We start from the raw sequence: 25,055 nt of genomic DNA on the forward strand, positions 1-25,055 counted from the left end.
TTTATCGGTAAAATATTCATGGAAAACTGCTATTTTATTAGGTTTTATTGACAGATCAATAAAAAATATCCCCTACAAATTTTTGCAAGGGATAATGACTGATTTGTGAAATTTTCACAAAAATTATTGATAAAATACATTTATATATATATATATATATCTGTTTTAGTATGTTATCGGTAGCTTGGTTTCCTCCGCTACGACCAGGCGCTTGTCCTCCTTGTCCGTAAAAGGCAGGACTGGTGGGCGCAGTCTTTCCAGGCAGGAGACCACTTGGCTACCATCCTGGTTAAACTTGAGCAGGGCATAGTAAGGGTCGTGGTAAAAGAGGAAGGTGTAGCCTTGACTGTAGGCTTGCTTGATCCACTTTTCCTTGGCCTTGATACTGTCCATAGGGTAGTCGTCTACTGCTGCCACCCAGAGGGGATTAAAGTGGGCATGGGTCAGGAGTGTGTCGGCCATGTGTATCAGGGTCTCCCCATCTTGCTTGAGTAGGATGATGCTGTGGCCACGGCTGTGACCGCCTGTGTGGTGCATCTCAATGCCGTCGACCAGCTTGAGCTCTGAGCCAAAGGTCTGGACCTGGTCTTGGATAGCCTGCCAGTTTTCAGGCAGGTAGGTAGCCCTGGTACGGGGATTGGGATAGCGCACTTCTTCCCACTCGATGTCATTGATGTAGATGGTGGCATTTGGGAAGGTGGGAACCAGCTCGCCATCGACTAGCCTGGTCAGGCCACCGGCATGGTCATTGTGCATGTGGGTCATGAGGACCACATCGATATCCTCAGGGCTGAGGCCCAGCTGGTCCAGGCTTTCTAGGACACGGTTTTCTGAGATGACGCCGAGATTTCTCCGGAGTTTGTCACTGAGCTTTTCCGTTCCCAGACTGGTGTCAATCAGGTAATGCTTGCCCTGGTAGCTGATGAGGATGGGGTCTGTCAGGTCATGGATAAGCCCCTGTTCATTGGTCGGGAAATAGCGGGACCAGACAGCCTTGGGCACAGGTCCGAAGATGGTTCCTGCATCCGTGTACTTGTCTGCCCCTCTCAGCCAGGTCAGGGTCATCTGGCCGAATTGGTAGGTTTGTAGTTTCATATTTTCATATTCTCCTCATTTCACATGAGTTTTACAGCCACATTTCTGCAATTTTTTTCTTGAGTCGATCTGTTTTTCCGCCGTATTCCTTGGTAATATTTGCATCGTGAACATAGCGCTCGATATCATCGTTTCCAATGAAGCTATAAGCTCCAGTTATACGAACTACTTCCTCAGAAATGGTTGAGGCCAGTCTGGAGGTGATGATTTTCAGCATGGAGACCTCTCGTTCGTCCGACATATCGGTCCGCAGGTAGTCATGGTAATAGGCTTCGCAGGCAACCAGGGCCGTTTTCAGGTCGACGATGCGGAGTTGATTGATAGATACGTCGATAGGACGCTTGCCAAAGCCCCGGCGAATCTGTGAATAGGCCAGACCTTTCTTGAAGGCACCTTCTGCAATGCCCAGGGATTGAGCACTGATGGCCAGCCGCATCTTAATCATAGACTGGGTGTACTGTTGCTTGCCGGCAATCTGGTGGCCCAACAGCTGGTCGTTGGTCAGCTGGACATTTTCAAAACTAATAGGTGCCAGCGGCATAGAGCGGACACCGACCTTGTCAATGGTGGGACCGACCTGGACACCGGGAGTCTTGCTGTCGAGGACAAAGATAGCCATGTCCTTCTTGCCGTACTGGTCCACGGTCTGGCAGAGGACAAAGAGGACATCTGCCATAGGAGCATTGGAAACCATCTGCTTGCGACCGTTGATAATCCAGCCCTTGTCGGTCTGTCTGGCCATGGTTTCGGGAAATTGCTTGTCCAGATTGATATCTTCCTCGGAAAAGGCAAAGGCACCTATTTTTTTGAAGTTGAGCAAATCATCCAGATAGCGCTCCTTCTGCTCAGGACTGCCAAAATGCTCCAAGAGCCAGATGGCAAAGAAGGCCTGGGTCATGAGGATGGCCGCCAAGGAGGAAAACTCGATGGACAGGAGGCGAATGACCTCTAGAAAGGTCCTGAGCCCGCTGTCTCTGTCCACAGTTTGGTGGAGCAGGTGGAAAATCTTGTGATCTGTGACCAGCCGATTGATAAAGAGGAGCGGAAAGAGCTTATGCTCATCATAGTGTGCTGCTTGGCCAACTATCTCTGCCTGGATATAGTCGCTAATCTGGTCTAACTTTTCTTGGTCGTATTGCATGATTCACCTACTTTATTCGACAGGCGTGTAGTATAATTTCAGGAATTCTTCGTAGACAAAGGACTCGATTTCATTGGTCTTGGACTTGTACGGTCGGCAGAACCAGATATTAAAAGGCAAAAAGTCTCTGAAGCGGACCATGGTATGCTTGTCCTTGTCCACCAAATCTTCGATTGGCCGGGGTAGGAGGGTGATGATATTATTGCCAGATGTGGCTTCGATTAGGTAGTCCCAAGAGTAGGCTAGGAAGCTGAGCTTAGGCTTGATTTTTTCTTTTTTGAACTTGTCCTTGAGGAGGTGGTAGGTGGTGTAGGACTTGTTAAAGGTGGCGACTTGATAGGGTTCAATGTCCTTCCACTCTAGCAGGTCCTTACTGGCCAAGGGATGATTCTTGTCCATAAAAGCCACGTATTCGTCCATCTGGATGATGTGCTGCTCGTATTTTTGGCTATCCAAGGAGGTCGGCTCAATGACCACGACAAAGTTGAGGTCCTCAGCCAGGAACATACGGTTAAGGTCCACTCCTCCTCCTTCGGTAATCTGGATATCAATATTTGGGTGTTTGAGCAGGAAGTCCGGCAGGATATTGGCAAAATAGACCCGCAATATCAAAGACGGAATACCCAGACGGATAGTGCCCTTCTGCTTGGTAGACTCGGTCTGAATCATTCTTTGCATGTCTTCATATTTCTCGACAATTTCGGTGGCAAAACGGTAGACACGCTCACCTGCCTCGGTCAGTTTTTCCAGGCGACCATTTTTTCTATGGAAGAGCTGGAGCCCTTCATTGGTCTCAAACTGGGTGATGAACTGGCTGAGAGCTGACTGGCTGATATGAATCTTCTTGGCGGCTAGGGATAGATTACAGTTGTTCTCAACAATATTGATAAAATACCCCATTTGAACAATATCCATTCCCATAGCATATCCTCCTTTGTCCTTTTGGACAAGCGTTTTTCATATAATCTTGTCTCACCTATCTGAACTGGTAGCTAGGTGATGTTTTTTCATGTTTTGTTTATCGTTTTGCCCTAAAAATCTGGCAACTAAGGTTTCAATTTGTTTTTAGTAGACAACGATAAATTCCTCGATTTATTATATCATATTGCTGAATACTTTTAAATAAATCTGCTCGAATTTCACAAATAAATCCCAGCAAATTGACTACTGGGATATTTCTTGTACTTAACATCTGTCAAACCGACCTCAAGAACTGTCCCATTGTCTTGTTGCTAGTAAGTGTAGCTAGTAAAGTCAGGTTTGCGGAAATGCTTTCCTAGATTGGCATGGTGATGACATTGTCAGCAACGACCACGTCACCTGCTGTTTTTTCTAGGACTTCTTCTACCGTCACTCCAGGAGCTACTTCCTTGAGCAGGTATTTGCCATCTTGGAATTCAAATACGGCTAATTCGGTGATGACCATGGATACCACTCCTTTGGCAGAAAGAGGTAAGGTACATTCTTTCAAGACTTTGGATTCACCATGTTTGTCAACGTGTTGAAGGGCTACAATAACCCGTTTCGCACCAACAAGCAAATCCATCGCTCCACCCATACCTGGAGCAAATTTTCCAGGGATAATCCAGTTAGCAATACTTGCATCTTGACTCACTTCAAGAGCACCTAGGACTGTAGCATCCACATGTCCACCCCGAATAATTGCAAATGAGGTTTGAATGTCAAATGTTGAAGCACCTGGCATAAGGGTGATGGGAGCACCACCTGAGTTGGCAATATTTGGATGGTAGTTATCCTTGCCTGGGGTTTCACCGAAACGAAGGGCTCCATTTTCAGCTTGGAGGATAACGCTCACTCCAGCTGGGATATAGTCAGCAGATGCGTTTGGAATACCGAATCCCAGGTTGACAACGTCTCCGTCATGGAATTCTAAAGCGACACGACGTGCAATAACTTCTTTTGCTTTCATATTTTTACACCCCTGCTAGTTTCTTCGTTTCTGTCCAGAGAGCACCCATCATTTCATGGTGTTCTTGTGCTGTCAAACCTTGGACGACATAATCTACTAAAATACCAGGAATATAGACATCATCCGGCTTGATTTCTCCGATTTCTACCACTTCATTGGTCTCAACGATGACTGTGTCGGCAGCCAGGGCCAGTTGCAATGAAATGTTTTTAGTGGTTCCTTCGATGTAAAGGTTTCCGTACTTGTCTGCCTTGCTGGCCTTGATTAAGGCTACGTCAATTTTCAATGGATCATAGACTAGGTACTCACGGCCGTTGCGGACAACTTTTTCTTGTTTTTCTTCTAGGATGGTTCCAACGCCTGTCGGTGTCAATACGGCACCTAGACCTGCACCTGCAGCGTGGAGGCGTTCAACCACTGTGCCCATCGGTGTGAATTCAACTTCCATCTCACCGCTGAAGTAGGCTTTTTGGGCACCTGGTGAGGTTCCGACGTGGGCTGCTATGTATTTGGATACTTGGTGGTTTTCGCAGAGGCGACCTACTCCGACTTCCTTACCAGGATGGGAGGTTACGACAGATGTCAGAGTCAGGTTTTTTGTGCCTTGTTCCACCAAGCCATCAATCAATTCAAAGGGTTCACCGACACCGAGGAAGCCTGAGATTCCCACGATGTGTCCCGGTTGTACCAGCGATACTGCTTCTTTGAGCGTTACAATTTTTGCCATTTTTTTCTCCTCGTCAAAGCTACTTATTTCCGTGTAAAGACTGCTTTTCGTTTTTCAACAAAAGCGCCCATGCCTTCTTTTTTATCCTCTGTTGAGAAGAGGAGTGCTTCTGCTTCTGTTTCCAAGCGGATAGCACTTTGCAGTGGTAATTCTGTTCCCACGCTGATGACATGTTTGGCTTTTTCGACAGCCAACGGAGCATTCTTCAAAATAGATTTTGCTAGATTTTCAGCTTCCTGCATCAATTCCTCTGCTGGGACCAGGCGATTGAGTATGCCGAGTTCGACTGCTTCTGGTCCTTTTACATTTCGAGCCGTGAAAATGAGTTCCTTGGCCTTGCTGATGCCGATGAGGCGTGGCATCCGTTGGGTTCCTGCAAATCCTGGTATAATTCCAAGTGTCACTTCAGGGAAGCCCAACAACACTTTCTCATGGCCCAGACGAATGTCTGTTGACAGAGCCAATTCCATACCACCTCCCAAAGCATATCCGTTAATTGCTGCAATGGATGGCTGGCGAAGATGTTCTAGTCTGGAGAAAGTATCATTGGCATAGGTCATGTATTCGAAGGCTTGTGTCGGCGTCATCTTATCCATTTCCTTGATGTCTGCGCCGGCTACAAATGATTTCTCACCTGCACCTGTGACGATGACTACACCAATTTCTGTACTGGTTTCCACTACATCCAATACTTCATTCAAGTCTTTCAAGACTTGTGAGCTGAGGGCATTCAATGCTTCTGGACGATTGATAGTGATATAGCCGATGCCATCTTTGACGTCCAACAATACAGTTTTGTTCATAAACATTCTCCTAATGTGTAATGTGATCGGTCACCTAGGGTCAACAATGCAACCAATCGATTGACAAAATGTAAAACGCTTACATTATTAGTTTATCAACTATTTACATATTCGTCTACTTAAGAAATTTTAATAGTCGTATTAGGTGGGCTTATAGAAATTGTGCGAAAACCAACTTATTTATTGAGGTTGTTCAACCATCAAAAGTAATCAAGAACGCTTTCCCAGAAAGTAAAAAAGCACCCAGATTTCTCCGGGCACTAGAGGTTAGGAAGCTTTTTTAGATTTAGCAATGTAGTAAAGCTGGAGCAAGATTCCGACCACGGCCATGCCGATGACGATATAGAAGGCCATAGAGTAGTCTCCATTGTTGGCTTGAGCCAGACGAGCACCCAGCTGTGGTCCTGCAATAGCAGCAACACCGTAAGCCGTAAACATCCAGCCGTAGTTGGTACCTACATTGGCCACACCCCAGTTATCAGCAGTGATACCTGGGAAGGAACCGAGGAAACCACCGAAGGACAAGGCAACCAGCATGACACCGATGATAGCCAGGACACTGCCTTCACCTTTAAAGGTCGCTGTCAGGAAGAGCCCTCCTGCTACTGCGGCAAACATGGCAACAACGGTCGGGTAGCGACCAATCTTATCAGACACTGCTCCCCAGAAAATCCGGCCAAAGGTATTGGCGATGGAAACCAGCATGACAAAGAATGTCGCTTCACTGACCAGCTTGTATTGGTCAGAGATGGATGCGGCACCACCGATAATCATCATACCGCCGGTCGCACCGAGGATGTAAATCAACCAGAGTAGCCAGAAATTGCCTTCACGCAACATTTCCTTATGGGTCTTACCAGTCGGAGCTGCAGCACCTGGTGTCGGAGCAGCTGCTGGAGCCTTTTCCATGACCAGAGAAGACGCACAGATGACCACCAAGAGGGCAATACCCAGTACATTGAAGGTCCGGTAAACACCCATGGCGCCAATCATGCCTTTAGCAACTGGCCCAATAATCAGGGGACCAAGACCAAAGCCTGCCGCTGTCAAACCACCAGCCAGACCTTTTTTATCAGGGAACCATTTGGAAGCGACCGAAGTGGCTGCACCATAGGCAGACCCGATACCTAGACCCAGGATGACACCGTAGGTCAGATAGAGAATCGACAAGCTGGTTGCAAAGCCTGTGGCAAACATGCCTAGACCAAAGAGGATACCACCTAAGAATACAAATTTCTTAGGACCGAGGGCATCAACCTTGGGGCCGAAAATAATCATTCCGACCGGAACCATGGCAAAGGAGATACTAAAGGCCAGTGAGGTCTGGGCCTGTACCCATCCTTGGTCGGCATTGGCTTCCAAGAGAGCTTTTTGGAAAACGGACCAGGCATAGCCCGCTCCCAAGGAGAGGTTGGTCAAGATGGCCGCCGCCAAAATGACCCAACGATTTGGTGTTTTTTTCATAATCTTTCCTCACATAATCTACAAATGGTGAAAGTTACTCAATGAAAATCAGGAAGACGCGGAGAACTCTGACGCTTATGGTTTTATGACGACAGGCTGAAAAGCACACCCAGAGCTTTTCACACATCAAGTCGAGTCAACAACGTCTGCGTTTGATTTTCGAAGAGTACTATCTGCTCACGATAACGGCTATCCCCATACCACCACCGATACAGAGAGTTGCTAAACCGCATTTGGCATCACGTTTTTGCATTTCATGTAGAAGGGTGACAAAGATACGGGCGCCTGACGCTCCGATTGGGTGACCGAGGGCAATGGCACCACCGTTTACATTGACAATATCTGGATTGAGTCCTAGTTCGCGATTGACTGCGCAAGCTTGGGACGCAAAGGCTTCGTTGGCTTCAACCAAATCTAGGTCACTGACAGACAAGCCTGCCTTATCCAGGGCCTTACGGGATGCGTAGATAGGACCGCAACCCATAATAGTTGGATCTAGACCTGCACTTGCATAAGATTTGATAGTAGCAAGGACTGGCAGACCCAATTGTGCAGCTTTTTCACTGCTCATCATAATGATAGCCGCTGCTCCGTCATTGATACCAGAGGCATTTCCGGCAGTAACAGTACCGTCTTTCTTGAAGGCTGGGCGCAATTTAGCCATGCCTTCCATGCTGGCATTTTCACGTGGATATTCGTCTGTGTCAAAGACGAGTGGATCGCCCTTACGTTGCGGAATCAGGACTGGTACGATTTCGTCTTTGAATTTACCTTCCTTGATAGCAGCGACAGCCTTTTCCTGGGAACGAACCGCAAAGCTATCCTGATCTTCACGGGTAATATTGTACTTGGCTGCGACATTTTCTGCTGTGATACCCATGTGCATTGGCTCAAAGGCATCCGTCAGTCCATCTTTTAGCATGGTATCAATCACTTTGCTGTCGCCCATGCGGGAACCCCAGCGCTGATTTTGAATAACATACGGCGCCTGGCTCATATTTTCCGTACCACCTGCAATGACAACATCTGCATCTCCCAAAAGGATAGCTTGGGCTGCTAGGCTGATGGTTTTCAGACCAGATCCGCAAACTTTATTAATGGTGAAGGAAGGAGTCGTTACAGGCAAGCCAGATTTGATACTAACTTGACGTGCGACGTTTTGTCCAAGACCTGCACCAAGTACATTACCAAAAATCACTTCATCCACCAAAGTAGGATCAAGGTTAATTTTTTCGAGTGCGCCTTTGACAGCAGTTACTCCCAAATCAACAGCAGATATATCTTTTAAACTTCCACCGTAACTGCCAATTGGTGTTCGAACAGCTGCTACAATTACTGCTTCTCTCATCTCTTTCTCCCTTCCTAATACGTAAAGAATCCTTGACCAGTCTTACGACCAAGTTTACCAGATTCCACCATTTTTTTAAGAAGTGGAGCTGGACGGTATTTTGGATCCGCGAAGCCATTGCTCAAGACATTCATAATAGCCAAAACAACATCGAGGCCAATTAAATCAGCTAGAGCTAATGGGCCAATCGGATGGTTGGCACCCAATTTCATGGCTGTGTCAATTTCTTCTGCACTGGCAACGCCTTCTCCCAAGACAAAGATTGCTTCGTTGATCATTGGAATCAGGATACGGTTGACCACAAAACCATAGGAATCCGCCACGCGCACCGCTGTTTTATTGATTTTTGCAGTGACTTCTTCTACCGCAGCAGCTGTTTCTGGAGAGGTTTGAATGGCTCGAATAACTTCGACCAATTTCATAAGAGGAGCTGGGTTAAAGAAGTGCATACCTAGCACCTTATCCGGACGACCTGAAGCAGCAGCAATATCGGTCACAGACAGGGAGGAGGTATTGGATGCCAGGATGGTTTCTGGAGCTGTAATCTCGTTTAATTGCTTAAAGATGCTCAGCTTGATATCGCGGTTTTCAGTCGCTGCTTCAACGACAAGTTGCACATGTTTCGCATCTTGATAGTCTGTTGAAGGAATCAGTCGTGCCATTGCTGCATCTGCTTCTTCCTGAGTCATTTTTTCTTTTCCAACAGCACGATCAAATTGTTTCTTAATACCTGCTAGACCACGTTCAACAAATTCTAATTTAATATCATTGAGATAGACAGTGAAGCCTGATTGGGCAAAAACTTGAGCAATCCCGCTGCCCATTTGACCAGACCCAATGACCATAACATTTTTAATTTCCATTATACTTTTTTCCTTTCCTTTCGCCCTAGAGCCAATATCCTGGGAGCAGGAGATTCCCCACTCCCAGATGAATTGCTTACTCTTAGAAAATCATTTCTCTTTTCAAAAGCCTTGACCAGCGAAAATCTCCAGTGGAGGTTTGCGGCCTGTCGCCTTGAGCCGAGAGATGGATTTTCAGTGAGTTTTAGACGAAGGCACCGATTCCAGTCAATTCACGCGCCACAATCATGGCATTGATTTCGTGTGTTCCTTCATAGGTGTAAATAGCTTCCGCATCTGTGAAGAAGCGAGCAACTTCTGTTTCGTAGGTAATACCGTTACCGCCGCAGACTTCACGAGCCAGGGCTACTGTTTCTCTCATGCGGAGAGAGTTGTGGAGCTTAGCCAGTGAAGAGTTGAGCATTTCTTCTGTGCCAGATTCTTGGATTTCGGCAATGCGTGCGGAGTAAGCAATGGCTGCCTGCACATTTGCCTGCATACGAGCCAATTTTTCCTGTACCAATTGGAAGCCACCGAGTTTGCGGCCGAATTGTTCACGAGTTGTTGTCAAGCGAAGGGCTGCATTGAAGGCACCAGCCGCTGTACCCATGGCAATGTAAGCAACGTCTGCGCGTGTGCGAACGAAGATTTTCGCTACATCACCATAGCCGTTGATATTGACAAGACGGTCTGCTTCAGGAACTTCCACATCTTTGAGTGTAATGTGACCATTGTTTACGATACGGAGGGAAATCTTGTGCTCCACGTTTTCCACAGAAAGACCTGGGCTACCTTGTTTCACCATGAAACATTTGATTTTCTTGGTTTCCACATCGCGGGCAAAGATTGGAATAAAGTCTGCTGTCTTAGCACCACCAATCCAGCGTTTTTCGCCGTTCAATACCCAGACATCACCCTTGCGCTCAGCTGTTGTTGCAAGACCACCTGCAATGTCAGAACCATGGTCAGGCTCTGTCAAACCGAAACAGGTCTGTGCTTCAAAATTACGAACTGGTGTACCAAAGCGCTCAATCTGCTCCTGGCTACCACCAATGAGAATCGTATTGTAACCAAGTCCGCCATGCACTGTGTAGAAGGTTGCAACAGACGGATCGAAGCGAGCCATTTCCAGGTAGAGGAAGGCGTTGTAAAGCTCACCAGCCTTCCAAGATCCTTCGCGACCAACGAATAAATCTGGGTGAGTCATAATTTTGGCTGCTGCAAATGCTCCCAGGATTTCTTCACGTGGAAGCAGGGCTTTTTCATAGCTGTCAATCAAGACTGGACGAACACGTGCTTCTAATTCTTGGCGCAAGTGTTTCAAGACTTTCAGTTCACCCTCCGTCAATTTTTCGGCATAACCGAACAAATCTTCTGGGTACAACTCTCTAGCTAATTCTTTAACTGACATGGTAATAGACTCCTTTTTGTATTTTTTGCTTTTTGTAAAGCGTTTACATTTTGTTGACAACATTATAATATAACGAAATTACATAAAAATCTACTTAATAAAAATTAATACGACTATAAGTGAAGATTATAGAATTTCACAAAGTAGGAAAACACAAGAATCCTTACCATTCCTAACTTTGGAAAGTATAAAAATAGGAAGAACAGAAAGTTTGTGAAGAAAAAAGCAGACCGGATTCTGAATCCAGCCTGCCAAAGAGGAAATTGGTAGTGTATTAAAAATTAGAGGTGGAGTTTCTTCAAGACATGCTCTGCTTCTGTAAAGATTGTCTCGATAATGGCCTTGGCAGGCTTGATGTCATTGACCAGACCAGCAATTTGTCCAGCCATGAGAGAGCCGTTTTCAGCATCTCCATCCTTGACCGCCTTGGCAAGAGCCCCCATGGTGATTTCTTCCAGATCATGACGGGAAGTAGCCTGAGCCTCGATTTCCAGATATTTGTCTGTCATAGCATTGCGGATACAGCGCACCGGCGCCTTAAATTTGCGACCAGTCACGACAGTTGAGGTGTCTACCGCATCCAGCACGGCCTGCTTGTAGCTATCTGGTATCGGGCATTCTTCTGCCGCGAGGAATACGGTCCCCATCTGCACCCCTTCTGCTCCCAGGGCAAAGGCTGCGACCACACCATGGCCATCTGCCACACCACCTGCACAAATCACAGGAATATCTAGAGCAGCAGCCACCTGTCTCGTCAGGGGCATGGAGGCCGTTTCGCCGATGTGACCACCAGATTCCATCCCTTCAGCCACTACAGCATCACAGCCCAATTCCTGCATTTTGAGGGCCAGCTTGACACTTGGAATAACTGGGACTACCTTGATACCAGCTTCCTTGAGACGAGGCATATAGGGTTTCGGCGTACCTGCACCTGTGGTCACGACCTTAACCCCTTCTTCAATCAGGACTTCCACAATCTCTGCCACATTGTCCATCATCAACATCAGATTGACCGCAAACGGCTTATCCGTCAGGGCCTTGGTCTTCCGAATTTCCTCTCGGACCTCATCTGCCGTCATGCCGCCTGAAGCAAGAATACCCAGACCGCCAGCGTTTGAGACAGCGCTGACCAATTGGTGACGAGAAATTTGAGCCATGGCTCCTTGGAAAACGGGATACTGGATACCCAACAATTCTGTAACACGATTCATCTTGTATATTCCTCCTGTTTCGTTATCTTTGTCACAATCATACCAAATATTGAAACCCTTTTCAATCCTTCTTCTATTACAAAATCTTATGTCAACCATAACAAATTGTAATGTGTCTGGACTAGCCTATTTTGGCGGGATAACATTGGCCTGACCAGCTATGACCTTGACACCATCCTGATTGGTCACGATAGTCTCCAAGGTCAACCAGCCCTTGTCATCAATGTCTGTAATGGTTGCGGTCGCAGTCAAGGTATCCCCGATTCCAACGGGTTTGAGGAATTTCAACTCCTGCCCCAGATAGATGGTGCCAGGACCAGGCAGATACATGCCCAAGACGGTTGAAATCAAGGAAGCACCCAACATGCCGTGGGCAATCCGCTTCTTGAACATACCCTGTGAAGCCTCAACTTCGTTGACATGGGCAGGATTCAAATCACCTGAAATCCCTGCAAAAAGGATCACATCTGTCTCTGTAATGGTCTTAGCAAACTGACCCGTCTGCCCAATTTCAAATACTTTTGTCATTGTACTACTCCTTTTCGTCATTTTATTTATCCTCAATGAAAATCAATCTAACCACCAGCAGAACTCTATCACTAACTTATTTCAAAGCGACAGGCTGAAAGGCTCTTGACAAGGGATGGTTTTGATTTTCGAATAGTATTAGTTGATTTTTTATTATTTTTTACTATAATGGGGTCAAAGAAAGGGTTATTATATGAAATCATATCCTATCCACTACCATACACTGAAAAATGGCGAGCGGCTAGCCTATTCAAGAACTGGCACTACTGGCCCAGCCTTGATTCTCCTGCATGGCAACCTGAGTTCGTCGGTTCATTTCTACCAGCTGGCAGAGGCTCTGGAAGGAGACTTTCAGCTAATTCTTCCAGACATGCGTGGCTTCGGGCATTCCAGCTACCAGCAGCCTGTCCATTCTCTACAGGAATTGGCTCTGGACTTGGTGGAGCTCATGGATGTGCTGGCAATCCCTAGCTATGCTATCCTTGGTTGGTCCACAGGCGGTGGGGTTGCCTTGGAAATGGCTGCGCTAAAACCACAAGCCGTTGAGCAGGTATTTCTCCTCGCCTCCATCGGCATACAGGGCTACCTGTCTCCTAGCGGTATCAATCAACCTCAATTAGGCCTACTGCTGCTCCTCATCCAAACCAATCGGGCCATGGCCAAGTGGAATCCCGTCCTGCAGAAGGTTGAATTAGCCTTACAAAACCGTGACCAGCGTATCCTCAAGAAAATAATGGACCCCCTCTACCAACTCTACCCGATTTCTGAGCAGGATTACCAGGCCTATATGGATGCCATGTGCCAGCAGCAAAACTACTCTGACATTTTTATCAACCTCTTCACCTTCAATATGACCAATCGGACAAACGGCCTGGTCGCCGGAACCAACCGGATTCAAGATGTCACCTGTCCGGTCATCATTATCCACGGGGACAAGGACAAGGTTGTTCGCATGGACTCTGCTCTTCTGACCTATCAGACCTTGAAGCAACAGGCCCAGCTCTATGTTATGGATGCTGGTCACTCTATCCAGACAGACCAACCTAATCAGCTTGCAGACATTCTAAGAAAACATCTCCTCTAGCGAACAAGCCACATTGGCAACTTTCACCATTATAGACAAGGAGCTGGGCTTAAGCCCAGCCCTTTTTACTCATCATGGGTTTTATAGAAATCCATGAGTTTTGGTATTACTTGTTGGCGAGACCGCTTGCTGACAAAGAGGCCGATATGGCCGGAATCATAATAGACAGTCTCCGTATCTTTTGAGCCAACTAATTTCGGTAATGGTTCAGAAGCCAGAGTCGGCACTTGGTCATCCCGATTGGCAATGATATTGAGCAATGGCTGCTTGATATTCTTGAGATTGACCGTTTCATCGCCGATTTTGAGCTCGCCCTTGACCAGCTTATTATCATGGTACATGTCATTGGTAAACTGACGAATGGTCGCTCCAGCCTGGGCAGGGCTGTCAAAAATCCAGCTTTCCAGGGCCAAGAAATTGGTCATGGCTTTTTCATTGTCCAATTTATCAATCAAATCCAAATATTTATTGGTGGTTAATTTGATAGGCGATAAGAGCAAGAATCCGTTGTTCATGACTTCTCCAGACAGGTTGCCATAGGCTTCGACCATACTGTCTGCATCCATATATTTGCCCCACTGGAAGAGCAACTTATCACACGGAGAGAAATCAATCGGCGCCACAACAGTCACCAGATTCTTGACCAAGTCAGGATTGAGGGCTGTAAAGATAGTCGCAAAATTGGCTCCCTGGCAAATGCCGAAAAAGTTGATTTTATCGGCACCAGAATGGTCCAAAACAGCCTCCACACAGTTGCGCATATAGCCCTGGATATAGTCTTCCATGGTGATATACATGTCATCCTTGGTCGGATAACCCCAGTCGATGACATAGAGATCCGCCCCCGCATTGAGCATGTCTTCCACAAAGCTATTGCCCTCCTGCAGGTCTAGCATGTAGTATTTATTGACCAGGGCATAAGAAATCAGGGTCGGCGTCTTGAGCGGTCGTTTTACTTTTGGTTTAAAATGATAGAGGACCAACTTATCCTCTGCGTAGATGACTTCTTTTTCCGATACGCCACCTTTTGGTCGTTCCAGCTTGGTCAAGGTTTCAATGCCCTTAATCAAGCGTTGTTGGGATTCCAGGGCATCCTGGATATTTTTCTTCGGTATGGTAAATAATTCCTCAAACATAGGCCATCTCCCTTCTTACTTATTTGCTGTCAGCTTTCTTGCTGGGCTTGGTCTTAGCAGGCTTGGCCTCTGCGCCTTGCTTGATGTCCTTGAGTTCGCGCTTGAGCTTAGTCACTTCGCGTTTCAACTCTTGAACCTTTTTATACAGGCTGCGCGCATCACTTTCTAGGACAATCGGCAGGCCTTTAAGGACTAATTCCAAAAGTTTATTGCGGGCAATGACAAACTGCGCATTGGCGGTACCAAATTTGGCCAAGAGTTGAGAAAATTCATCTGAGTAGAAATATTCTTGTAAGGTTTTTTCTACTTCATTAGACCAATGATGATAAAATTCCTTGTATGTTTGCGGTTGCTCACCCTTTTTAACCAATTCAGCAAATTCTTCCATTAAAGTTTTAGCCCGATTTTTGGTTACTTGGGTTAGTTTTTGCTGGAACTCTACACTTGTTAGGATTAACTGAATACTATTGTCAATGAAGGCGTTCTGAGCTTCAATCTTCTCCGTGTTGTTGCCCATGCCTGGAATGCGCAAGAGCGGTGCTACTGTCTGCTCATACTGGCTCTTCCACTGGTCAAAGAAACCAGCCAGCTTGTCTGGATCTCCATTGGCACCCTCGACATAGAGACGACTGAGGTCAAAGAAGGATTCAGCCCACGGCCCCAAGAATTGAGACCAGTTATCCTTGAGCGCGCCGGTCAGCTGATAAGGCGCTTCTAGGATTGAGCGCAGCTGGGCAGGAATATAGGGTTGGACAAAATCAGCATAAAATTGCTGGCCATCTGACATCCACTTGTTGACCCATTCCTTGCCATCTTCTTCAAATGGCTTGGAATAGAGGTCACGAAGGTTGTCAAAATAGCGATAAAAACTAACAAAATGCTTGTTGGCATCCATCATCTTGACCAAGGTTGCATAAGAATCCGAATCAAGGGCATCATAGAGACGGGATGGATTGAACTGGTTGCGGTAAAATTCCAAATAGGTATTCATATCTGGAAATTGGGAAATGTAGTTGCCCAGAGGTCCTTCTTGATAGGCCTTTTGCATCTGTTCTGTCCAGCTAGACTGAAGTTTGTTCCAAGAATCCAGGGCAGGATTGGTCATCCCAGTTTGGAAGGGCATGGTAAATCCATTGGTCGGATTCAAGGACTTGAGATAGTCAGTGAAGAATTGCTGCTGGGCGGTCAAAATATCTGCCATACCTTTTGGGCCATCTTCAGCCTGTTTTGGTATCAGACTTTGCCACTGCTCAGCCATTTTCTTTTGAGCCTCAAACCACTGATTGATCATATCGTATTGGGACATAAGATTCCTCCTTATAAGAATTCGGTCAATTCCTGGACCGTCAGGTTAGACAAGTGGGACAGTCTACCTACAATTCTTATCTTATTATAGAGAGTTTTCAATTTCAAGCTGTCATGCTCTAAATGCAACTTAGAGTTTTTTATAGCAACTAGTAGGCCAACTAATACATAAAAATAATACGACACTCACAGTTAGCTTTTGATACTCAGTCAAATTCAAAAAGAGTGAATATCAGTTCGTTTTCTTAATCGACAAAAACATATATAAGGTTGTTTTTTGTTAAAACCTAGCTAGGATGTCTATTCGCCTCTAGAGATTTCCAAAGATTTTCTCTAGAGGTCTCCCCCTCTTTCAGAATGGTTAGATTGAATTTTGCTGGGTTTGAGCAAACAAAAAGCAGGCTCATCATCAACAAGCCTGCCGTCATTCGTTATCATTCTTCCTTACTCGTATGTCGCTTGCCAAGGTCCTTAGCTTCTTGCTCCGACATGCTAATCACTTTTGACCAATTGGTATTCTTAGGCATATTATCCTTGGAATACCAATAAACATCCGCCTTTCCATTACGGGCAATATAGACGACCGGAGCCAATTCCTGACTTGCTTCCGTGCTTGGATCAGTCGCTTGCTGGCTGGATGCAGATGCTGTCGTCGAGCTACTTGCCGTTTCAGTTGGTACCAGACTAGGCTTGGCTGTCCCCGTCAAGTAGTCAATCTCCGCATTCTTAGAATAATTCTCCAAAACAACCCGCGTAATGCCATAGGCATCGACTAGCTCTTTTTCACTACCCAGCTGAATCTCCAGTAGATTTCCAGCCTGATCTATGCCTACGTATTGGAGCTCAATCTGGCGTGGCAGCAATTCATCGCCTCTATAAATCGGAGTCACCCGATAATCCAACCAATAGTTAGGATGGGTTGCCAGCCAAGAATCCAGCCGATTTTCATAAAAAAGCATGCCTTCAATGTTGGTGTCCTTGGTCCCTTTGTAATGACCACTATTGGTCCAGGCAGTCAGAGGAACCAAATTTTCACCCTGGTCGGTCAAGCCGCTGAACTGGTAGCCGATTAGGTGGCCACGATTGAAGAGATAGGCCTTCTTCCCATCCTTGTTATAGGTCAGTTTGTAATTGTGCCAGCCTACAGGATTGTATTTTATCCGAGGCTCCCGCTGCTTCTTGGGTTCATCCTTATCCTGCAATTGAATATGGGCAAATGTCGCACGCCTGAGATGGTCAAATTCTCCAAGAACCAACTGCTTCTGACCTGTAAAAGGCAGTAATAGCAAGCCCTGATAGTCCACTTGATTGGCCAGGGTTGCAGGCCCATTGCCGAAAAAGAAAATCACCGTCAGAATGCCAAGGATGAGCCGAAAAATACGCCGTTTCATACATACTACTCCTTAGGATAAACGAAATCTGTCTATCATTAGTATATCATGAAACCGCTTCATATTCACGACAAAACTGAAACATCTTGGCCTGCTTAGCCCATCTTATTTCACCGTTTCAATCCGCCACTGACTCAAACCTCTAAACCGCACTGCTCCCTGCTGGTCCGTCCGATAAATGTGCATATCTTCATGTGCAAATCGCTCCAAGGTTTCTTGATGAGGGTGCTTGTAGCGGTTATTTTCCCCAGCCGATACCAGGGCAATCTTGGCCTTGATATGGTCCAAAAATTCAGGATAAGAGGAGCCTTTGGACCCATGATGCCCCGCTTTTAAGATATCGACCGGCAGAGTGGGATAGGTCTCCACCAGCTCCAGCTCACTCTGCTCCAAATCCCCCGTAAAGAGGAAATTGGCCTGCAAGAGCCTGCCGTAAAGCACGATAGAATCATCATTGCCACCGTCACCTACGAGCTTGGGATAAAGCACCTCCAGATGAGAATCAAAAATCGGCAATCTATCTCCAACCTGCACCACTCTGACAGGCGCATTGACCGCTCTCAACTTCTCCACAAAGTCCGCATCGGTCACACTTCCCGGCGACACATAGATAGTTCCAATCTCCACAGCCTTGGCTACAGCCAAGAGGTCGCCCACATGGTCTGCATCGGTATGGGTCAAGACCAAACTGTCAATCCTGCCCACACCTCGACTATGAAGGTAAGGAATCAAGGTCTGCTCTGCATTGGCCTTGCGCGACCGCTCCTGCCAGGCCTCCTTGGCTGCAAAATCCACGCGCCCACCCACATCAATGAGCACCGTCCGCCCCCGCCAATCCCGCAGGAAAAGGCTATCTCCCTGCCCCACGTCCACCATGGTCACCTCGTTTTCCAGGGGATGTTTTGTCATGAAAAATAGCAGAGCGAGGACCATGCTGAGACCAATCAGCCATTTTTTCCGCCTGTGAAAATCATAGAGCAAGAAAAGACCGACCAGCAAAACCAGCAAGACCAGAGGTGATGGCTTGCCAAAAATCCACGGACGCAACCCCAAATCCGCCACCCAGACAATGATTTTCTCCAAGAGTACAAAAAATCCATTGACCCAAGTAATTTTGACCAAGGGTGACAGCAGGAAAATCAAGGACAGACCTGGTAGGAGCAAGACATCGAATACAAAGGAAAAAGTAAAGGTCAGCAGAATGGACAGGGGCTGGAAAGAATAAAAATAGCCGATTAGAATAGGTAAAATCCCAGCCGAAATAGCCAAACTTTCCACCACAATTTTCTTAAACCAGCCCAAGTCCTCGAAGTCAAAAACTGTCAGCAAGAAAGCGTAGGTAAAGGTCAGGACACCGCCTGCTGTCAGCAAAAAGCGTGGCATAATGAGCAGGCAGACAAAGACCGTCACCGCAAAGTTATCCAACTTCCGAAACCCCAAATTGCCCAGAATTTTCTGTACTAAAGACCGGACGACAGAAACCGACCAGCCTGTCAGACCAGCATAAACAAGTGAAAAGGGAATTTGAACCTTGTCCACCGTCTCCTTGGTCAGACCCAGCCGCAGGAGAATCCAACGAAACTTGTCCACAAAAAAGCCAACCTGCATACCAGACAGGGCAAAGAGGTGGATAATGCCCAGACTGGAATAGAGCTCACTCATCTGGTCAAAATCGCTATCCAACTCCCCAAACAAAAGCCCCGTCATATAATGGCTCATGGGAGCAGGGAAATTGGTTTTCACATAGACCAGAGCCTTTCTGCGCAGGCTAGATAGCCAGTCCAGAGGATGCCAGCTCACAACCTTGTCAACATTATGAATAGCTGCAACCTTGACCGTCCGATAAATGCCCTGAGTCCGCAAATAGGCAGCATAATCAAAACCATTGAAATTACGCTGACCGGCTGGCCGGCTCACCTCAGCCTCTACCGTCAGCTCAACCAGGTCCGACAGATTTTGAAAAGCTTCCTGCTCCTCTTGGCTGGTCAATTTGTAGAAGGCTTGGTAAACTCGCCCGTCAGCCCGACCGCGAAAGGACAGGCTGTCTCCGTTGATGTCAATGGTATCTGGAATGACCAGTAGGGTCGTCACCTGCTCAGGGGCTGACTGGTCTGCCCTGGTCCATTGATACAACTGAAATCCGAAGTAGAGACCACATAGGCCTAAAAGCGCCAGCAGTCTGACTAAAGCCTTCTGCCCCTGCTGAAAGCAGAAGACCACCAAGAGAAAACTGAGCAGGCCTATTGCCAAAAGCGAAAAGCGATGAACCACAAAATACAGTGAGACGACTAAAAGGGCCAGGTGGATAGGCTGGCAGGGGAGCTTAAACCGTGACATAAGGCCGGATGTTCTCTAGGGTCTTGTCGCCGATACCCGACACATTATTGAGGTCGTCGATGCTCTTGAAGCCACCATTGGCCTCCCGATAGGCGATAATGTCCGCCGCCCGCTTGGCCCCAACGCCTGAAATGGTCTGCAGCTCCGCCTCGGTCGCCGTATTGAGATTGACTAGACCTTGCTTGTCGTCTTGATTTTGGGACATAGCAGAGCTGGGATTGCTGCTTGCCACCACCGAGATATTTTCACCTTTACTAGCCACATAGACCACCGCTTCGTCGCTCAGCTTCTGAGCCAGATTGACTGACTTCTGATCTGCCTCCTGGGAAAATCCACCCGCAGCCAGCAAGGCATCGTTGACCCGGCTACCATGTTCAAGGGTATAGAGCCCCGGCTTTTTCACCGCTCCCTTGACATCGACCACCAACTGGCTGCTCACTTCAATTGAGCTAGATGCTGTTTTCGTTTGGTCCTCAGACGATGCAGAGCTTGTCTGCTCTGTCCTGGTTAAGTCAGCTAGACCTGTTTGATCAACGGATTTGGCGGGTTGGCTAAAGAGCAGAAAGCTGGTCAAAATGACCCCTGCCGCAGCCGGCAGACCAATCTGCCACTTATAGTTTTTCAATATTTCGATATAAGAATGGATATTGTTCATTTTACTACCTCCAACTAGTAAGTGCGTAAAAGAACAGAAAAAACTCACAAAATTTGCGAGTTTTTTATCTCCTTATTTCTTGTCCAATTCAACCGATGGATTCCAGACGAAACTAGCCAGGTAGCTAAATACATAGGTCAGTCCCAAAATCAAGGCCACCAGCAAAAGTATCGGAATACGGTAGATATAGGTCAAGACATTTGGTTTTTTCTTGGTTTGGAAGGAGCCAGCGTAGTCGTCCAGACGCTTGAATTCCTTTTCGATACGGCCTGTTACCTCAGCTGTTCCTGCATCGTCCATGCGCTTGATGTCTAAAATATCAATTGGATTGCCAAAAGCCACATCAATCCGCTCACCAGCCAACAAGCCCTTGAGGGTCAGAGGACCGACATAGGTCGCAGGCATGAGCTTGACCTTGGCAGACTTAGCAATCACAGCCACCCCTCCCTTGAGCTCAGATGAATGACGGCTACCAGATGGAAACATGACTAGCGAACGGTCGCTTTTCTTGAGCATATTGACAGGGTACTTAATAGCCGACATACTAGGATTTTCACGGTCAATAGGAAAGGCTCCACACATGCGAATCCACCAACCAAAGCCACGGTCCTTGAAGAGTTCCTTTTTGGCCATAAAGATAAATTGCTTTGGTGCCGCCGCATAGCCCATGAAAACAGGGTCCCAGAAGGTCTTGTGAGGAGCAATCAGAATATAATTCTCTTCCTTGGGCAGGATATTTTCCTTATCATGGTAGTGAATATTACCATTGACAGCCCAGAGTAAAAATGATAGTAATGTTCGTAAATAAGCGTAAAACATAGATTCTCCTTTTTATCCCTTCTATTATAGCATAGTTTGAAAAATGGTGCTGCCTTTTCTCTGGTAAACTTGGTTCTAATCAAAATACGATATCACGACTTTTTTCTTGCCAACATGGTCGCAAAGCGCATCTTGAGGAAATTTCCATTCTCATCCCGCTTGTGGAGCTGTCCAAAGTCTTCGTTGTACTTGACCAAGTCCCAGTCACGGTAGTATTCCTTCAACTCCCCTTCTCCAAAGGTAAAGGAGAAATTCATAGGACAAGGTGCATCTTCCGTATCCATGGCTGCTACAATCAAGTTATAGCCACCAGGTCGTGTCTGCTCCTGCATATTGCGGATAATGGCTGGCACCCGATCCCGCTCCAAAAACATGAAGACCACAGTTGAGATTATCCAGTCGTAGTCCTGCTCCAAACTAGCTGAGTTGATATCGTAAATCCCAGCCTGTAAATCCAAATCCTCCGCTTCCTTGACCTGCAAGAGTGTCTGAATGCTCGGAACATGCTTATCAACTGCCGTCACCTCAAAACCCTGCTTGGCCAAGTAAAGACTGTTCCTACCACGGCCGCAGCCCAAATCCAATACATTACAAGGTTTGATAGTATTCAAGGCCTCCAAGACCTCCGAATGCGTCCGCGTGTAGTCGTACTTTTTGGCAAAATAGTCTTCTGGTTGACAGAAAAATTCCAAGAAAAACTCCGTATCTTCTGTCAACAAGGTCACCCGATGCCAAGCCTGTGGCTCAACAAAAGGAATCTCATCTGTTGGACCATAGACAAATTCTCCCAACATTTCATTATGATCTGAAATCAGCTCAAATTTGAGTTGCCCTTTCAAAACCTTGATTTTTGCCCAAGTACCTACCTTGGTATTGTGCTTGGTTAAAAAATGCTGGGGAACCGTCTCCTGATTCCAAATGGGCATGCGTTTGTAAGGAACCAAAACAGTCATCATCTCTCCTTTTCGTCTACAAATCTTTAAAGGTGTTTCTAGTCTACCACAAAGAAATCTTTCCTTCAAATCTATATTTTTACTTGACTTGGAGTTGACTCCAAGGTGTATAATATATTATATAGTCATTCAGAAAGGACATTTACTTGTAAATGTAGGTGTATAGTAAATATGAAAACAGCTATTTATGAAAAATCCGGCAAGATGACCCTTGATGAAGTCGAAAAACCAAGCCTTCAAGCTAAGGACGATGTCATTATCAAGGTCGTTCGGGCCTGTGTCTGTGGGTCTGACCTCTGGCGTTATGATGACAATGTTCCTCATGAATACGGTGATAAAAACTCTGGTCATGAGGCAATCGGGATTGTTGAGGAAGTTGGCGAGGACATTACGACACTTGTTCCTGGTGATTTCGTAATTGTACCCTTTACACACGGTTGTGGACACTGTGATGCCTGCCGTGCTGGTTTCGATGGTACCTGTGACAACCATCCAGGTCTACAAAATTTTGGCATTAATTACCAGTCACAATACATCCGTTTCCACTACGGAAACTGGGCCTTGATCAAGGTACCAGGTCAGCCAAGCGACTACTCAGAAGGCATGATCAAATCCCTCTTGACTCTGGCAGATGTCATGCCAACAGGCTACCATGCGGCTCGCGTAGCAGATGTCAAACCTGGTGATAAGGTTGTCGTCATCGGTGACGGAGCAGTGGGACAATGTGCTGTAATTGCTGCAAAAATGCGAGGGGCTTCTCAGATTATTATGATGAGCCGCCATGCAGACCGCCAGCAAATGGCTCTGGAATCAGGTGCAACTGCTGTTGTTGCTGAACGGGGCGAGGAAGGAATTGCCAAGGTCCGTGAAATTCTAAGAGGTGGAGCTGATGCTGCCCTTGAATGTGTGGGAACAGAAGCCTCAATTGACCAAGCCCTCGGCGTGCTTCACAATGGTGGTCGCATCGGCTTTGTCGGCATTCCACATTACAACAACCACGCCCTCGGCTCCACCTTCTCGACCAACATTATCATTGGTGGCGGGGCAGCTTCCGTGACAACCTATGTCAAAGACTTCCTGTTAGATGCCGTCCTCAAAGGCCACATCAATCCAGGTCGAGTTTTCACCCAAACTTACAACCTAGACAATATCGACCAAGCCTACAGAGACATGGCCAACCGCAAAACTATTAAAGCAATGGTGACGGTGGATTAAGGTGCCAAACATGGTTAAAAAATTCAAGAGTATCTAGTAATAATCTCCAAGTTTGAATCACTTATTACACAGAAAAGTAAAATCCCTCACCTACCTAGAAATCGTGGTGAGGGTTTGTTTATCTATCATTAGGGCATTTCCACTACTAGAAAGGTGTAAGCAGTCTACATATCAGATTATCACTCTGATTGTATCAATCCACTCAATATCATTATTATCTATTCAAAACACAGTCATTTCTAAAAAGGATTGTATTTTGAAAGACCTCTTAGATTCAGTTTTGGATCTGGTTTTGGGATATAGTTTTTCTAACGGGCATTGTGTCGAAACCTGAAGTAATACGACTAGCAAAATGTGTTAGAAAACTGATTATGGTAGAAAGCTGCAAGATATTGGCGCCAATGACCAGAGCAACGATAATGTGCAACAGAATTCCTGTTCCAATAGAGCATCCAGTTGATTCACAAATTAATTACTTTTATTTTATTATATATTTCAAATCCTTATATTCACTGAGTTGATTAAATTAATTAAATTCAACTAAATGACAATAATCATTCAAAGCATTGTCTACAAAAAAATTAAAGCAGTTGCTATGAAAAAATTGGTAGCTAATATCTGCTAGAAACGACATGGCGAATAGATTCATTTGCAATGAACTAGGCAATAAATAACAAGACAACTATCTTGACTGCGTATCAATTGTAAAATAGGTTGTGAATGTTGTTTTGTTTCTTTCACCAGTGGTTCTTATTGACAAATTTATTTTTAAGACTTAGTGTTTAATAAACGTAACTTGATTCTTCTTCAAATTCTCTGGGAATTGTTTTCTAACATATTTAGTGTAAGCTTCTTCTGTTAATTTGATATACCCATCTTCTATCCCAGTTGCAATAAGACTTTCAGACTCAATAAATTTCATGTTTTGTGTGGTTGCAACATATATTATTGGATTTTTTATTTCTCCTTGAGTCAGCGAATCTAATCCACCATCATAATGATAAGTTTCAAACACAATTGTTCGTTCATTTTGAAACCTTGTTTCTAATAAATTATTTCCATCTAATCCATTTAATGCATCAGTGGTAAGAAAACTTATTATCTTATTCTTATCTTCTTCACTATATATATCCGGTAGTAAATACAATCTAGTTCCATTTTTTGCTTGATCTATCAGTTTTTCAGGTAAATCTAACCCAGTATCTATGAGATAATTTGGTGATACCGTAAAATACCATAAATCCATATCAGGTGCATGTATATTATAATGACTATCACGCCATTCTCTCAATAGCTTGGTTGAATAATGAACAGAGTTTAAAATGTAAACTCCATCCTTGCCTTCAATGCTCTGATACCAGTTATACATGTCTTTAGACATTTGATCTACACTAGATCGTAATTTTGTTTCATCGCCTTCTATAAAAAATCTATCTATATAATAGTAATCTGAATCAGAATTTGAAACACATGCTCCGAGCATCGTCAACATGCATGTTAGAAATATTGAAATAAATATTTTTTTCATCAGTATTCCTCCAATTTTTGCAGACAGTACAAACAGGGTATCACATTATCATTAAATACTTTTTCCAATCCCAAACTATTAAATAAAAGTTTTTATTCTTAGCTTTTTCAAATAGTAAATACCAAAATTACA

22 protein-coding genes are annotated in these 25,055 nt (G+C 45.6%); 2 read left to right on the forward strand and 20 right to left on the reverse strand.

The annotated features are described in order from the left end of the window. Window positions 1–165: 165 nt before the first annotated feature. From ACHBIF_RS00740 to ACHBIF_RS00795, 12 genes are all read right to left on the reverse strand, one after another. A complete protein-coding gene (locus tag ACHBIF_RS00740) occupies window positions 166–1,095 on the reverse strand; it encodes an MBL fold metallo-hydrolase (RefSeq protein ID WP_394717986.1) in 930 nt (309 codons plus the stop codon). Between the two features lie 31 nt (window positions 1,096–1,126). Continuing rightward, complete coding sequence (locus ACHBIF_RS00745; RefSeq protein ID WP_172095581.1) at window positions 1,127–2,236, reverse strand: acyl-CoA dehydrogenase family protein; 1,110 nt, start codon at window positions 2,234–2,236, stop codon at window positions 1,127–1,129. Window positions 2,237–2,248: 12 nt separating this feature from the next. Then, window positions 2,249–3,151, reverse strand: coding sequence for a LysR family transcriptional regulator (locus ACHBIF_RS00750; protein WP_105122333.1), 903 nt, complete (start codon window positions 3,149–3,151; stop codon window positions 2,249–2,251). A gap of 361 nt (window positions 3,152–3,512) precedes the next feature. After that, window positions 3,513–4,166, reverse strand: coding sequence for a 3-oxoacid CoA-transferase subunit B (locus tag ACHBIF_RS00755; protein ID WP_394717988.1), 654 nt, complete (start codon window positions 4,164–4,166; stop codon window positions 3,513–3,515). A gap of 4 nt (window positions 4,167–4,170) precedes the next feature. Then, complete coding sequence (locus ACHBIF_RS00760) at window positions 4,171–4,893, reverse strand: CoA transferase subunit A (protein ID WP_105110502.1); 723 nt, start codon at window positions 4,891–4,893, stop codon at window positions 4,171–4,173. Window positions 4,894–4,916: 23 nt separating this feature from the next. After that, window positions 4,917–5,696, reverse strand: a complete 780-nt coding sequence (locus ACHBIF_RS00765; RefSeq protein WP_105110503.1) for an enoyl-CoA hydratase/isomerase family protein — start codon at window positions 5,694–5,696, stop codon at window positions 4,917–4,919. Between the two features lie 267 nt (window positions 5,697–5,963). Further along, entirely contained in the window at window positions 5,964–7,160 is a 1,197-nt protein-coding gene (locus ACHBIF_RS00770; RefSeq protein ID WP_172010144.1) for an MFS transporter, read from the reverse strand. 169 nt (window positions 7,161–7,329) lie between these two features. Then, window positions 7,330–8,508, reverse strand: coding sequence for an acetyl-CoA C-acyltransferase (locus ACHBIF_RS00775; RefSeq protein ID WP_172059306.1), 1,179 nt, complete (start codon window positions 8,506–8,508; stop codon window positions 7,330–7,332). Window positions 8,509–8,522: 14 nt separating this feature from the next. Continuing rightward, on the reverse strand, window positions 8,523–9,371 hold the full coding sequence (locus ACHBIF_RS00780; RefSeq protein ID WP_105122331.1) for a 3-hydroxybutyryl-CoA dehydrogenase: 849 nt from the start codon (window positions 9,369–9,371) through the stop codon (window positions 8,523–8,525). A 184-nt stretch (window positions 9,372–9,555) separates the two neighbouring features. Next, window positions 9,556–10,761 carry an acyl-CoA dehydrogenase family protein gene (locus tag ACHBIF_RS00785; protein WP_105122330.1) on the reverse strand — a complete coding sequence of 402 codons (1,206 nt, stop codon included), beginning with the start codon at window positions 10,759–10,761 and terminating at the stop codon, window positions 9,556–9,558. Window positions 10,762–11,042: 281 nt separating this feature from the next. Continuing rightward, window positions 11,043–11,972 (reverse strand): nitronate monooxygenase, encoded by a 930-nt coding sequence (locus ACHBIF_RS00790; protein WP_105161164.1) that lies wholly within the window; start codon window positions 11,970–11,972, stop codon window positions 11,043–11,045. A 126-nt stretch (window positions 11,973–12,098) separates the two neighbouring features. After that, window positions 12,099–12,500: a MaoC family dehydratase gene (locus ACHBIF_RS00795; RefSeq protein WP_394717993.1), complete on the reverse strand. Its 402-nt coding sequence runs from the start codon at window positions 12,498–12,500 to the stop codon at window positions 12,099–12,101. A gap of 193 nt (window positions 12,501–12,693) precedes the next feature. On the opposite strand from ACHBIF_RS00795, the gene ACHBIF_RS00800 reads away from it, so the two are divergent. Beyond that, on the forward strand, window positions 12,694–13,584 hold the full coding sequence (locus ACHBIF_RS00800; protein ID WP_394717995.1) for an alpha/beta fold hydrolase: 891 nt from the start codon (window positions 12,694–12,696) through the stop codon (window positions 13,582–13,584). 65 nt (window positions 13,585–13,649) lie between these two features. On the opposite strand, the gene phaC is transcribed toward ACHBIF_RS00800, so the two are convergent. From phaC to tehB, 7 genes are all read right to left on the reverse strand, one after another. Next, complete coding sequence (gene phaC, locus ACHBIF_RS00805) at window positions 13,650–14,720, reverse strand: class III poly(R)-hydroxyalkanoic acid synthase subunit PhaC (RefSeq protein WP_105110511.1); 1,071 nt, start codon at window positions 14,718–14,720, stop codon at window positions 13,650–13,652. A gap of 19 nt (window positions 14,721–14,739) precedes the next feature. Continuing rightward, window positions 14,740–16,026: a poly(R)-hydroxyalkanoic acid synthase subunit PhaE gene (locus ACHBIF_RS00810; protein WP_105110512.1), complete on the reverse strand. Its 1,287-nt coding sequence runs from the start codon at window positions 16,024–16,026 to the stop codon at window positions 14,740–14,742. A 433-nt stretch (window positions 16,027–16,459) separates the two neighbouring features. Next, window positions 16,460–17,416, reverse strand: a complete 957-nt coding sequence (locus ACHBIF_RS00815; RefSeq protein ID WP_394717997.1) for a DNA/RNA non-specific endonuclease — start codon at window positions 17,414–17,416, stop codon at window positions 16,460–16,462. Between the two features lie 105 nt (window positions 17,417–17,521). Continuing rightward, the gene (locus ACHBIF_RS00820; protein WP_394717999.1) at window positions 17,522–19,753 is read right to left on the reverse strand and encodes a DNA internalization-related competence protein ComEC/Rec2; all 2,232 of its coding nucleotides are present in this window, start codon (window positions 19,751–19,753) and stop codon (window positions 17,522–17,524) included. Next, window positions 19,740–20,408, reverse strand: a complete 669-nt coding sequence (locus tag ACHBIF_RS00825) for a helix-hairpin-helix domain-containing protein (protein WP_105110515.1) — start codon at window positions 20,406–20,408, stop codon at window positions 19,740–19,742. Before ACHBIF_RS00825 ends, ACHBIF_RS00820 begins: the two co-directional genes overlap by 14 nt. Before the next feature lie 72 nt (window positions 20,409–20,480). Next, window positions 20,481–21,227, reverse strand: a complete 747-nt coding sequence (locus ACHBIF_RS00830) for a lysophospholipid acyltransferase family protein (protein WP_394718002.1) — start codon at window positions 21,225–21,227, stop codon at window positions 20,481–20,483. A 92-nt stretch (window positions 21,228–21,319) separates the two neighbouring features. Further along, window positions 21,320–22,180, reverse strand: a complete 861-nt coding sequence (gene tehB / locus ACHBIF_RS00835) for an SAM-dependent methyltransferase TehB (protein ID WP_394718004.1) — start codon at window positions 22,178–22,180, stop codon at window positions 21,320–21,322. Window positions 22,181–22,351: 171 nt separating this feature from the next. Between tehB and ACHBIF_RS00840 the strand changes: the two genes are divergently transcribed. Next, a complete protein-coding gene (locus ACHBIF_RS00840) occupies window positions 22,352–23,395 on the forward strand; it encodes a zinc-binding dehydrogenase (RefSeq protein ID WP_125265855.1) in 1,044 nt (347 codons plus the stop codon). A 775-nt stretch (window positions 23,396–24,170) separates the two neighbouring features. Here the strand turns inward: ACHBIF_RS00840 and ACHBIF_RS00845 are convergent. Next, a complete protein-coding gene (locus ACHBIF_RS00845) occupies window positions 24,171–24,923 on the reverse strand; it encodes a hypothetical protein (protein ID WP_105110519.1) in 753 nt (250 codons plus the stop codon). Window positions 24,924–25,055 lie beyond the last annotated feature (132 nt).

Source organism: Streptococcus sp. A11, assembly GCF_043674225.1.
Classification (GTDB): Bacteria; Bacillota; Bacilli; order Lactobacillales; family Streptococcaceae; genus Streptococcus; species Streptococcus suis_V.

Coding starts and splice junctions, on each gene's coding strand:
- ACHBIF_RS00820 (WP_394717999.1), bottom strand. CDS start 19,753: ATGTCACGGTTTAAGCTCCCCTGCCAGCCTATCCACCTGGCCCTTTTA.
- ACHBIF_RS00760 (WP_105110502.1), bottom strand. CDS start 4,893: ATGGCAAAAATTGTAACGCTCAAAGAAGCAGTATCGCTGGTACAACCG.
- ACHBIF_RS00795 (WP_394717993.1), bottom strand. CDS start 12,500: ATGACAAAAGTATTTGAAATTGGGCAGACGGGTCAGTTTGCTAAGACC.
- ACHBIF_RS00830 (WP_394718002.1), bottom strand. CDS start 21,227: ATGTTTTACGCTTATTTACGAACATTACTATCATTTTTACTCTGGGCT.
- ACHBIF_RS00750 (WP_105122333.1), bottom strand. CDS start 3,151: ATGGATATTGTTCAAATGGGGTATTTTATCAATATTGTTGAGAACAAC.
- ACHBIF_RS00810 (WP_105110512.1), bottom strand. CDS start 16,026: ATGTCCCAATACGATATGATCAATCAGTGGTTTGAGGCTCAAAAGAAA.
- ACHBIF_RS00775 (WP_172059306.1), bottom strand. CDS start 8,508: ATGAGAGAAGCAGTAATTGTAGCAGCTGTTCGAACACCAATTGGCAGT.
- ACHBIF_RS00825 (WP_105110515.1), bottom strand. CDS start 20,408: ATGAACAATATCCATTCTTATATCGAAATATTGAAAAACTATAAGTGG.
- ACHBIF_RS00785 (WP_105122330.1), bottom strand. CDS start 10,761: ATGTCAGTTAAAGAATTAGCTAGAGAGTTGTACCCAGAAGATTTGTTC.
- ACHBIF_RS00780 (WP_105122331.1), bottom strand. CDS start 9,371: ATGGAAATTAAAAATGTTATGGTCATTGGGTCTGGTCAAATGGGCAGC.
- ACHBIF_RS00765 (WP_105110503.1), bottom strand. CDS start 5,696: ATGAACAAAACTGTATTGTTGGACGTCAAAGATGGCATCGGCTATATC.
- ACHBIF_RS00740 (WP_394717986.1), bottom strand. CDS start 1,095: ATGAAACTACAAACCTACCAATTCGGCCAGATGACCCTGACCTGGCTG.
- ACHBIF_RS00845 (WP_105110519.1), bottom strand. CDS start 24,923: ATGAAAAAAATATTTATTTCAATATTTCTAACATGCATGTTGACGATG.
- phaC (WP_105110511.1), bottom strand. CDS start 14,720: ATGTTTGAGGAATTATTTACCATACCGAAGAAAAATATCCAGGATGCC.
- tehB (WP_394718004.1), bottom strand. CDS start 22,180: ATGACTGTTTTGGTTCCTTACAAACGCATGCCCATTTGGAATCAGGAG.
- ACHBIF_RS00800 (WP_394717995.1), top strand. CDS start 12,694: ATGAAATCATATCCTATCCACTACCATACACTGAAAAATGGCGAGCGG.
- ACHBIF_RS00815 (WP_394717997.1), bottom strand. CDS start 17,416: ATGAAACGGCGTATTTTTCGGCTCATCCTTGGCATTCTGACGGTGATT.
- ACHBIF_RS00840 (WP_125265855.1), top strand. CDS start 22,352: ATGAAAACAGCTATTTATGAAAAATCCGGCAAGATGACCCTTGATGAA.
- ACHBIF_RS00755 (WP_394717988.1), bottom strand. CDS start 4,166: ATGAAAGCAAAAGAAGTTATTGCACGTCGTGTCGCTTTAGAATTCCAT.
- ACHBIF_RS00770 (WP_172010144.1), bottom strand. CDS start 7,160: ATGAAAAAAACACCAAATCGTTGGGTCATTTTGGCGGCGGCCATCTTG.
- ACHBIF_RS00745 (WP_172095581.1), bottom strand. CDS start 2,236: ATGCAATACGACCAAGAAAAGTTAGACCAGATTAGCGACTATATCCAG.
- ACHBIF_RS00790 (WP_105161164.1), bottom strand. CDS start 11,972: ATGAATCGTGTTACAGAATTGTTGGGTATCCAGTATCCCGTTTTCCAA.